This is a genomic window from Streptomyces sp. NPDC057543 (assembly GCF_042801895.1).
Classification (GTDB): Bacteria; Actinomycetota; Actinomycetes; order Streptomycetales; family Streptomycetaceae; genus Streptomyces.
Genome location: NZ_JBHVFF010000303.1, coordinates 1 through 10,030, shown reverse-complemented (window position 1 = coordinate 10,030; position 10,030 = coordinate 1). Strand labels below are relative to the sequence as shown.

Genomic DNA, 10,030 nt, shown 5'->3' with positions numbered 1-10,030 from the left:
GTCACGGCACGGCAGGGTCCAGCACGACGGGCAGCTCCGCAAGGCCCCGGAAGGCCGGGAACGGAACCTCCATCCAAGGAGCCTCACGCGCGGGGTCGGCCGAAGCCACCTTCGGGAAACGGCTGAACAGACCGGTGAGAGCGAGTTGCGTCTCCAGTCTGGCCAGAGGCGCTCCCAGGCAGTAGTGGATGCCGTACCCGAACCCCAGATGGGCACTTTGCACGTTCGCCGACCGCGTCACATCGAACTCGTCCGGAGCGTCGAATTTCCGCGGGTCGCGGTTGGCCGAACTGAGCGCGATCTGAACCAGGGATCCCTTCGGAATCAGCGTCCCGGCGATCTGCACGTCCTCGGTCGCGAAACGGAACGTCGCGCTCTCCACCGAGCCGTCGTAACGCAGCAGCTCTTCCACCGCCTGCCCGATCAGCTCCGGGTTCTCCCGCACGGCATGAAGCTGCGCAGGGTGGGTGAGGCGATGGTGGACCGCGTTACCGATGAGGTAGGCGGTCGTCTTGTGACCCGCGAACATCAGCAGGAACGCCGTCGAGACCAGCTCCTGCTCGGTGAGCCCGCCGTTTTCGTCCCGGGCTGCGATGAGCGCGCTGAGCAGGTCCTCTCCCGGGCGGCTGCGCTTGCGCGCGAGGAGATCCGCGAAGTACGTGTGCAGGTCCTCCTCCGCCTTCTGCTGGGCCTGCTTGGATTCCTTGCTGAAGCCTGTTTGCGCCACGGTGGTGGACAGGCCTTGCAGCACCGACCGTTCGTCCGGCGGCACACCGAGCAGTTCACAGATCACGTTGATCGGCAGCGGGAACGCGAACGCGGACAACAAGTCCACCGGTTCCCGGGTTGCGCAGCCGTCCAGCAGTGTCTCGACGATTTCCTGAATCTGCGGCCGCAACGACGCCACGCGACGCGGGGTGAACGTGGAGCCGACGAACTTGCGCAGCCGGGTGTGCTTGGGCGGGTCGGAGTTGAGCATGTGATCGTCCAGAGCCACGGACGAGTCACCGAAGATCCTTCGGTAGGCATCCATGGCCCCGTACATGTCCTTGCTCAGCCGCGGATCCGTCAGGGCCGCTCTCGCGTCCTGGTACCGCGTGATCAGGTAGGTGTCGATGCCGTGTGGCGGCCGCATGGGGCAGACAGGTGCCGTGTCCCTGAGGTTCGCGTAGACCGGGTGCGGGTTCCGTCGGAACTCGGGGGTGCACCGCTCGGCTGCGGCGACCGGATCGTCCACTGTGGTCACGGACGGCTCCTGAGGTCGAAGAGGGTCTCGGCGTTGCCGCCGAGGATGAGCTGCTGGGAGGCCTTGTCGATCGGCAGCTTCTCGATCATGTGCATCAACTCCTCCAAGGGCACGGACATCGGCGGCGAGTCAGTGCCGAACAGCATCCGTTCCGGCCCCAGCACCTCGGCGTTGAGGCCCAGGTGCGCCGGGCTGAACGTGCTGGTGTCGACGTACATGCGCTGCAGCGCCCCGGCCGGGTCGGCCACCGCCGGTCCGGAGGACGACGCCGATCCGGAGGACGGCGACGGAGCCGAGGACGGTGCCGATGGCGGGCCCCCGCCCCAGTGCCGGGGACGCGCTGCCGTCTGTAGGCGTTCCGGCAGGAGCGCCAGCGCGCCGCCGCCCGTCGCACCGATCAGTCGCAGGCCGGGATACTTGTCCAGCCACCCCGCGAACGCGATCATGGCCATGCCCATGGTGACGTCGCCGAACCGGCCGATCTGCTCGACGAAGCCGAGGTCGTCGACCCGGTCCGTGCCGATCGGTTCGGCCGGGGCGTGTACCAGAACCGGCACTCCCGCCTCGGCCGCCAGCGCGAAGAAGGAGTCGGCCCGCGGAGAGCCGAGCAGTTCGCCGTGGACGCTGGAGGTGGTGATCAGGCCGACGAAGGCGGGGTCCGCCAGCGTCTCCCGGACCCCTTCCAGGTGGTCGTCGTCGCCGAACGGGTTGGCGTACACGTACCCGCGTAGCTGGTCCGGGAAAGAGGAGATCAGCCCCGACATCCAGGCATGGAAGCCTCGGAGCCGGTCACGCGGTTGCGCGTAGTTGTCGACGCCGGGGACTCGCGCCATGGCGCCGGCGCCGACCGGACTGCCGATGATGGTGAGGTCGATCCCGGCCTGAGCGCGGGCGGCGAGCATTCCGTCGACGTCGGTCAGGCTGGGAGGCATGGGGAAGCGTTGGGCGGCCTCCGGTGGGGACAGATGTCCGTGGATGTCGATGATCACGTGTGAGTTCCCGGGTTCGGTGTGAGTGCGTGGGCGACCGCGACGCAGTCCTCGTCGCCGTGTCCCTGGTCGGTGGCGAGGGCGTGGGCCTGCGCGGCTGCTGCGACGAGCGGAAGTCGCAGCCCGGCCGCCGCCGCCTGGTCCGCGGCGAGCAGGAGGTCCTTGGTCATCAGGCTCAGCCGGAAGTCGGGCTTGTCGAAGCGCCCGGCCGCCAGCCGCTTGGACTTGAACGCCATGACGGGCGAGGCGAAGCCGCTGCCCGCGATCGTGTCGAGGACGAGCTTCCGGTCGAGTCCGGTGGCGGCAGCCAACTCGACGGCCTCGGCCAGCGCCTGCACCTCGATTCCCATCAGCAGGTTGAGGAGCAGTTTCATCCGCATGCCGGAACCGAGTTCGCCGAGGTGGACGACCTCCTTGCCCAGTAGTTCGAGCAGCGGCCGCCCCGCGGTGAAGACGCGCTCCTCGCCGCCGACGAACAGCCGTAGGTCACCGCTGCGGGCGTGCTCCCGATTGCCCAGCATGCCGACGTCCAGAACGGAGTGCGCGTCGCTGGTGAGGCGGACGACCTCTTCGGGGGAGACCGTGCTGGCGCAGACCAGGGCGCCGGGGTACGAGCCCCTGGTCAGGATCCCGTCCGGTCCGTGCAGCACGGCGGCAAGGGCTTCGCCGTCGGCCACGGTACAGATGGCGGCGCTCGTACCCTCGACGGCATCGGCCGGATGCGCGGCGGCTACGGCGCCGGCCCGGGCGAGCGGCTCGGTCCGCTCCGCGGTGCGGTTCCAGACGCGTACCTGAATGCCCTGGTGAAGAAGGCGAGTGACCAGGCCGGTGCCCATCGCGCCGAGACCGAGGACGGCGACCGGTCCTGTGGTGGGGGGGTGCGTCATGACGGCACCCCCATGGTCTCCTGAACGACTCGGTACCGCAGTGACTGGGTCCGGTCGACCCAGTTGCGCAGCGGAACCAGCAGTTCTCGGTGGTCCTCACTCTGTTGCCAGGAGAAGAAGTGCTCGGGCGTCTCCCACTCGCTGGTGATCACCCACTGCCGGGAGTCGTCGACGGGTTCTCCCAACCGCTCGATGATGTGTCCGGGGACGCTGGCGACGGACTTCCTAATTTGCTCATATGCGTCGAGAAAGCCCTGCTCACCGCCCTCGACGACGTGGACCGTGTACACCACGGACAGCCTGTTGGCCGGGTCGCCGTTATGCGCAGTGCGCATGTCTCCTCCTGAAAGTCGAGATCTGGCAGAACACGACTCCCACAAACTCATGGCGCCCGCAGGCCCGCAACTCCATGTGGGAGACAGCCCAACGGAGAGTGAGGAAGGCCCCGCGATTCGTGGCGCGGTCGGGTGAGGACCGAAGGGCCTGCTCGGTGACCTGGTTCCGTTGGCACGGGTGCCGTTGTCGTGAGCGGGAGCGCCCAGTCGTTCAGGTGAGGCTGGAGGTGTGCGGCGGGGGTTCGGTGGTGAGGGTTTTGACTCGTCGGAGCGTGAGGACAGTCTCTGCTGTGTATACGTCGCTCAGCTCACCGATCTTCTCGGTCAGGAAAACGTAGAGGTCATCGGTGGTGCGGCAGAGCACGGAGATGGCGAGGTCGGTCCGACCGGTCACGGCTGCGGCGAAACGTACTTCGGGGTGGTCCGCGACTGCCCGGCCCGCCTGCGCCGGTGCGTGGGGAGCGACGGTCAGCCAGCACAGAGCCTGGATACCGTGTCCGGGCGGCTCGTGATCGTATTCGACGGCGAGATACAGCACGCGGTTGGCGCGCAGACGTTCCAGGCGCCGTTTGGCTACGGTCTCGGACAGGCCGGTGGCGGCCTGCATTTCGGTGAGAATAACGCGGCCGTCGCGCCGCAGCACCTCCAGCATGGCCTGCTCGGCGGCGTTCGGAGCGACTGGCGCTGCACGGGGTACAGGGGCTGGGGTGCGGAGCGCGCTTTCCTCCTCCGGATCGAGCGCGCTGATCTTGCGCAGCCATCTGAGGGAATCACCGTAGTAGGTACGCAGGATGCAGTGGGCGCTGACCGAGGTGACGTGCGGAGTGCGCTGGAGGCGCTCCACGTGCGCGAGATGGTCGACAAGATGGGCCCGCAGCGCTGCTTCTGCGGCACCGACATCGCCCGCCTGCTCGGCCACGGCATCACCTGCACCGACACCATCGAGCAGTTCACCAAGCACTACGACTTCACTGCCGACGAGCTTGAATGGATGATGGGCCGCGGCATCAGCGAGGTCCTCAACTGGCCGATCGAAGGCTGAGGAACACCGAGATGACGGATACCAAGCCCGCCGCTCAGCAGTCAGGCCCCCACCCTCCGCATACCGCATCCCACCGGAATGCCGGAGAGATGACCAACAGTCACCACCCGACGGCGATGCGAAAACCTCTGTAGAACGTGAATGAGTAGGGCATTTCACCTGATTGGGGCGTTTGAGTCGCCACCTTGAATGACGTGGGTTCTCATTGAGCTGCACCGCAACCGCGTTCGAGTGGAAGGTGGCGGATGTACCACATGTGCGCCGGACACATAGCGACGGATATTGGCTCCGGACCCTCGTGGCATGGTGTCCTCCTCGAAGGCGACGCCCTGTGTGCTCGGCCGTTCGGTGGCAAGGCACCGTCGACACCAGACGGCGTGTGCGACCGCGATGACTACTGCCGCAGCTGCGTGAACTTCGTTGCCCAGGCAGTTCGCCCTTCTCCCGTCACGGCGGATTCATCCGCTCCGGTCGGCGATGCCACGCAGCAGAACGCGGACCTTAGTTGCGCCGAATCCGGGAGGTCACCCTCGTGGTCACTGATACGTCCCAAGAGCTGAACCGGTCCCGGCCGCCGCTCGTCGCACGCTGGCGCGAATCGGCAAGCCAGCACCTCACCCCCACGAAAAGATCACTGATCGTGACGTGGATCGCCTTCGGGGTCACATGGGGAGGCGTGCGGACCATTACCCACGGTATTCGCGGCGGATGGCTGCCCTGGGGGAACGTCTCCGCCGGCGGCAAGCACCTGCACCACTACAACTTGGGCATCGGCATCCTGGCCGGCATTGGCATCATCGCCGTACGCGGCGACGAGCGCGCCGTCGGCCACCCGGCCGTTGCCGCTGCCTACGGCGCAGGAACCGCCCTCATCGCCGACGAATTCGCTCTGCTCCTCGATCTGCAAGACGTCTACTGGGCCAAGCAAGGTCGCCTCAGCGTGGATGTCTCCCTCGGCATCCTTTCCGTACTCGGCGCGTACCTGACCGCCACACCGTTCTGGCACGAGTGCGCTCGGGCGACCCATCACCACGTCGTCTCCGCCGCCAAGCAACACCTGACACCCGCCAAGTAGGCCCCGACGACCAGCACCTACAAGACGTCATCGACAGGGCGAACGTGCCTGATGCGGCACTTGGAAGGCACCTGCTCCATCCGCTGAGCTACGGGGGCTGACCTGCGAAAACGCAGTCTTCCGGGCGCTCGCCCCAGCATCCTGTGGGACGTATGCGGTTCACCCGGGACGTGACGGGGCTCGGTCACCACGGGACGGGCGACCTGGAGGTGCGGCAGACGCCCAAGCCGCTTAGCGCAGACGGCCGTGGTGTCGCTGTCCCGACGCATCGTGTCCAGGTACCTGCCGCGAAGTTGCCCATCCTCAGCGCCCCGCCTCTGTGCGCTCGACCTTCACGCGGCCTGCTTCACGGGACTGTCAGTGCCCGCGCCTAGGGTGCCGACATGATCACGCTCACCGTCGAACAGTCCTGGGCCCGTATCGAGACCTGGCTCGCACAGCACGCCGCTATCAGCCACGGGCTGCTCCGGCCGCCGGCCCTCCCGGAGGACATCGCGGCGGCCGAACTCCGTCTCGGAGTGACGTTCCCGTCCGACCTGAAGGAATCGCTGCTACGTCACGACGGCGTACAACTCCAGGACGGAACTCCGACGCTGGGATACTACGGACCGCTGTCCGGCGTCGAGGACATCGTCCACAGCACCGAGTTCCTGCGGGACATCGGATCAGACCTCGCCGAGGACGAGGCCGATCTCGACGAGGAGGAAAGCGACCAGTACGCGTACTGGCCGCACGAACGCCTCCTGATCACCCTGGGCATCGGCTGGCAGTCTTCCGACGGACTCTTCCTGGTCTCGCGTCCCGGCCCGCACCACGGGCGTGTCGGCCGGTACTTCGACGAGGACAGCCCGTCCTTCACCCCGTGGCCGGCATTGCGGCACGTCCTCGCCGACTTCGCCACGGCTCTGGAGAACGGCACATCCTTCAACGGGCGGACGCCGCTCGCCGTCGAGGGCCGGTTGATCTGGGACGACGACAGGACGACCATCTCTGATCCGCTCTCCCCTCTCGGCCTCGCCGCCGAGGCCGTCGAGCCGCTGGTCCCGCCTGCGGCCGAGCCTGCCCGTCCCGCCCCGCGGCGCGACGGGCCCTACGCGGTCCTTACCTTCGGAGCCCCGGCTGAGCAGGCACCGCCCGTGCAGCCGGACGTCGTGTTCGTGGCGGGCATCCCGCCAGAGGAGCTGCTGGACAGGCTGGGCTCCGTGACCGCGACCGCCGGGCCGCGTAGTCGGGAGCAGGCACGGCTGTCCGCCGCCGCGCCCTGGGCGGCGTACCGTCCAATGGTCCGGGCCGGCTTGTGCGGTGACGGGTGGTCGTACGCCACCCAGGAAGGCGGTGACGCCCAGTTCGGACGTCCGGAGGTGCTACGCAGGCTGTCCCGTGGGACCCGGGTCGTGAAGGTGGCGAAGCAGGGGCCCGAGGTGCGAGTCACCGTTGTCCAGGACGGCGCGGAGCGGCCCGAGGGGGCACGGCGGGTCGATTCGCCCCGCGAGGACTACGTGACCGGACCCGACGGACAGGAGTGGCAGAGGATCGGCGTCGATCCCTGGCCCGGCTCGACGGCCGGGTACGCCCGGCTGCTGGCCGACCTGGCGACGGAATACGGCATCACCTGGGATCCGCAGAGTGATGGTGACAGACCGCTGGCGAGCGCGCTGCTGCTGCCGGTCCTCGACGACGTGCAGCCGACGCGGCACCCGGTCTCCTCGATACGTGACTTCGACCTCGGCGGGCTCGTCGACCGGACGCCGCCGGAGCGATTGCGCTCCGCGATGGCGGCGCAACTCGCCCGGCTGGCGTCCGAGACCGGCATCGACAGCTACCCGGAGATCGCGCAGGCGCTGGAGCGGATCCGCCGGAACGAGCCGGTGGACCTCCCGGCCGACGGGGCCCTCGACCTGCGGATGAGGACTTTTGCGGCGGAGGCCCGGGCGGCACGGGGGCTGCTGGACGCGGCCCGGCACCAACCGGACCCGGCGTTCGTCACCGCGGCCGATCTCGGCGCGTGGGCCATGCGGGACTCGGCGGCCGGGGCGTTGCGCGAGTTCCTACTGCTGCCTCTGCCGACCGCGGCGGCGACGGTCTTGAGTCGGCGTCTGTCCGTACGCTGGCGCGACGATCTCGCGGCGGACCTGGCCGTCTAGGTCGGCTCTTACGGATGCTGCCGGGCGGTGCGGGTCAGGCAAGATCCGCAAGAGATGCCCTGCCTGCCGGGCGACGGGACGGTCACCTTGCGAGCCCGGTCCGGTGCGGACGTCACTCCCGCCTACTCGGAAGTCGCGGGACTGGGCTCCCTGTTCGGCCGGTCCGCAGTTCCCTGGAGCGACTTCGTGTCGCACACTGAGCGCTTCAGCTGGCACTTGAGCGGCCGAGTTGGCACTTCTGAGCGTCAGAGTTGGCGGGCAGGTGCGACTTTCTGGTCCGCCTGCCTTGCGAAAACAGGCGGAGGTGGCAACAGAGAACGACCTTGCGGTGTCAAGCAGCGCGAAGAGGCTCCAGCAAGGGCTCAGCTCAGCCCAGCACCGCGGTGTCATCCACCCCGAAAAGTCACAGCAGGAAACTCCTGTACGCCGCTGATCCGGCGCTTTCCTGGATCGGGGAGGCGCCGACTCTCGGTCGACGTCACCCGACCGCTCGACACGGGCCACGCTGTCAGCGAGATCCGTTACCTTCGGGCCATGTCGATCACCGCACAACTGCGCGACTCGGTGAGGCTCCCGGGTGGAGATGCACTGGTCAACGGATTCGCCCTCGAGGGCCATGGGGACAGGCCGCCCCGCGCCCTTCTCCAGAACGGGCACGAACTGGAGGTCTACGACCTGTACGAGGTCTTCGCGGGGGAGCGCGCGCCGATCGCGGTCTTCGGCCTTCCCTGGCCGGGGTGGGAGCACGGTGTCCACTCGGTAAGCCCCGACGGCTCGTTCGCGGTTTTCTCGGGTCAGCGCGCGGTAAGGGCCGTAAGCGCGGGCGGAGAGACGCTGTGGGAGTACAGGCATGGCTGCTGGGGGCCCGAGATCGGTCACACGCACACGGGGGATGAGCAGGAGGTGTGCCGTGGCCTCGAGCACGGATCCAGCCGGGTCTCCGGCGACGCCCGGCTCGTCTGGGCACATGTCGTGGTCGAGCCCGAGGAGCAGGATTGGCAGGAGTGCTGGGTCGTCCTGGACGCCCGGAACGGACGAGAGCTGGCCCGGCTGCCGCTGGACAGTGCGGCCTCCGGTTCGCACCACCTTTCCCATCCGGACGGAATCCACATGGGTCTCTGTATCGGCATGGGCCAGGACGGCATCCTGCTCCATTGGGCGCGCTGGGACGGCGAGAAGCTGATCGGCTGGGACCTCAACGAGGGCATGGACCGCATTCTGATGGACGTCCATGCGGGGCTTCCGGGCTTCTTGACGGTCGAGCACTACGGAGCGGACCTGGAACTGCACGCCCTGGACGGTGCCGTGCTCGCCAGGGGGGTGCCGGAGCCGGCCGACGACGACCCGCTCTGCTGGGACTACGGCTGCGGCTTTGTCAACGCCGACACTGTCATCGCCTCGACGGTCGAATCCGACGAGGACCCGGAACGAGCCCGCCACTGGCTGCTCGATTCCCGCTCTCTGGAGATACGCGGGACGGTCGCGTATCCCACGGGGCCGGTGGACAGCTATGTGCGCCCGCTCGGGGACGGGACCTGGCTCACCTACGACGGTGGGAGCGAGACACTCAATCGGTGGAGTGAAGCAGCGTCTTGAGCGCGGTGACGAGCTCGCGCCGGACTTCTTGCAGGTGGTGACGACTGCGTCCGGCACACCAGGGGGCGCAGGCGCACGTCGACGCGGCGACGCATTCCCCAACAACGGGGCGGAGCCGCTGGAGCTGATAGGCGATGCCCTCGCACTGGCCGAGGACAGCCCGGTGACCTGGGCCGTCGATCTGAACGCCGGCGGGGGTGCGTTGCTGATCGCTTTGCTGGTCGGCCATGGTCAGCGGCTGCTCTACATTCCTGGCAGGACCGTCAACCATGCCTCCCGCGGATACCGGGGGGACTGATGCGAAGGACGCTTACGTCATCGCCGACCAGGCACTGATGCGCCGGGACCTGCTGCCTCTGCAGGAGCGGGACGAGAGCGCCGTGGAGTTGAAGCGGGCTTTCATCACGTCCTGAGCCGGCGCCCATGAGGGACATCGGCCGGCCGCGAACACGCGACGAGGGCCGCGACCTTGAGGCCGCGGCCCTGCCGCTGCAGCGAGGTCCGAGGGGGGTGTTCGACCACTGACGACACGGCCGTGGTCGCGGAGGGCCGACTCCCACCAGCAGGCCCCCCGGAGTCACGCTTCGGGTTGACCACCCGTGTCGATGCCGGGCCCGGGGCTGTTGCCCCGAGCCCGGCGCCGGTCGCTGGGCGACTACAGGTTCCGCACCCGGATGTTGCGGAACTCGATCAGGTCGGTGTTGCTGTGGTTCTGC

Annotated in this window: 9 protein-coding genes and 1 pseudogene; 5 read left to right on the top strand and 5 right to left on the bottom strand. The window is 68.2% G+C overall.

The genetic code is table 11. The features are described from left to right. Nucleotide 1 precedes the first annotated feature (1 nt). The 5 genes from ACFU8Q_RS34520 to ACFU8Q_RS34500 form a co-directional block, all read right to left on the bottom strand. Complete coding sequence (locus ACFU8Q_RS34520; RefSeq protein WP_384461983.1) at nt 2–1,246, bottom strand: cytochrome P450; 1,245 nt, start codon at nt 1,244–1,246, stop codon at nt 2–4. Next, nucleotides 1,243–2,235, bottom strand: coding sequence for an amidohydrolase family protein (locus tag ACFU8Q_RS34515; RefSeq protein ID WP_384461980.1), 993 nt, complete (start codon nt 2,233–2,235; stop codon nt 1,243–1,245). The genes ACFU8Q_RS34520 and ACFU8Q_RS34515 overlap by 4 nt, the downstream gene beginning before the upstream one ends. After that, complete coding sequence (locus tag ACFU8Q_RS34510; RefSeq protein ID WP_384461977.1) at nt 2,232–3,122, bottom strand: NAD(P)-dependent oxidoreductase; 891 nt, start codon at nt 3,120–3,122, stop codon at nt 2,232–2,234. The genes ACFU8Q_RS34515 and ACFU8Q_RS34510 overlap by 4 nt, the downstream gene beginning before the upstream one ends. Further along, entirely contained in the window at nt 3,119–3,457 is a 339-nt protein-coding gene (locus tag ACFU8Q_RS34505; RefSeq protein ID WP_384461974.1) for an antibiotic biosynthesis monooxygenase family protein, read from the bottom strand. The genes ACFU8Q_RS34510 and ACFU8Q_RS34505 overlap by 4 nt, the downstream gene beginning before the upstream one ends. A gap of 211 nt (nt 3,458–3,668) precedes the next feature. Next, nucleotides 3,669–4,109, bottom strand: coding sequence for an Lrp/AsnC family transcriptional regulator (locus tag ACFU8Q_RS34500; protein WP_384461971.1), 441 nt, complete (start codon nt 4,107–4,109; stop codon nt 3,669–3,671). Nucleotides 4,110–4,253: 144 nt separating this feature from the next. On the opposite strand from ACFU8Q_RS34500, the gene ACFU8Q_RS34495 reads away from it, so the two are divergent. The 5 genes and pseudogenes from ACFU8Q_RS34495 to ACFU8Q_RS34475 form a co-directional block, all read left to right on the top strand. Then, nucleotides 4,254–4,499, top strand: coding sequence for a hypothetical protein (locus tag ACFU8Q_RS34495; protein WP_384461968.1), 246 nt, complete (start codon nt 4,254–4,256; stop codon nt 4,497–4,499). A 640-nt stretch (nt 4,500–5,139) separates the two neighbouring features. Further along, on the top strand, nt 5,140–5,574 hold the full coding sequence (locus ACFU8Q_RS34490) for a hypothetical protein (protein ID WP_384461965.1): 435 nt from the start codon (nt 5,140–5,142) through the stop codon (nt 5,572–5,574). Nucleotides 5,575–5,957: 383 nt separating this feature from the next. Further along, complete coding sequence (locus ACFU8Q_RS34485; protein ID WP_384461962.1) at nt 5,958–7,718, top strand: SMI1/KNR4 family protein; 1,761 nt, start codon at nt 5,958–5,960, stop codon at nt 7,716–7,718. A gap of 534 nt (nt 7,719–8,252) precedes the next feature. After that, entirely contained in the window at nt 8,253–9,314 is a 1,062-nt protein-coding gene (locus ACFU8Q_RS34480) for a hypothetical protein (RefSeq protein ID WP_384461959.1), read from the top strand. Nucleotides 9,315–9,414: 100 nt separating this feature from the next. Then, nucleotides 9,415–9,706: pseudogene (locus tag ACFU8Q_RS34475) on the top strand (transposase); the annotation flags it as partial. Between the last annotated feature and the right edge of the window lie 324 nt (nt 9,707–10,030).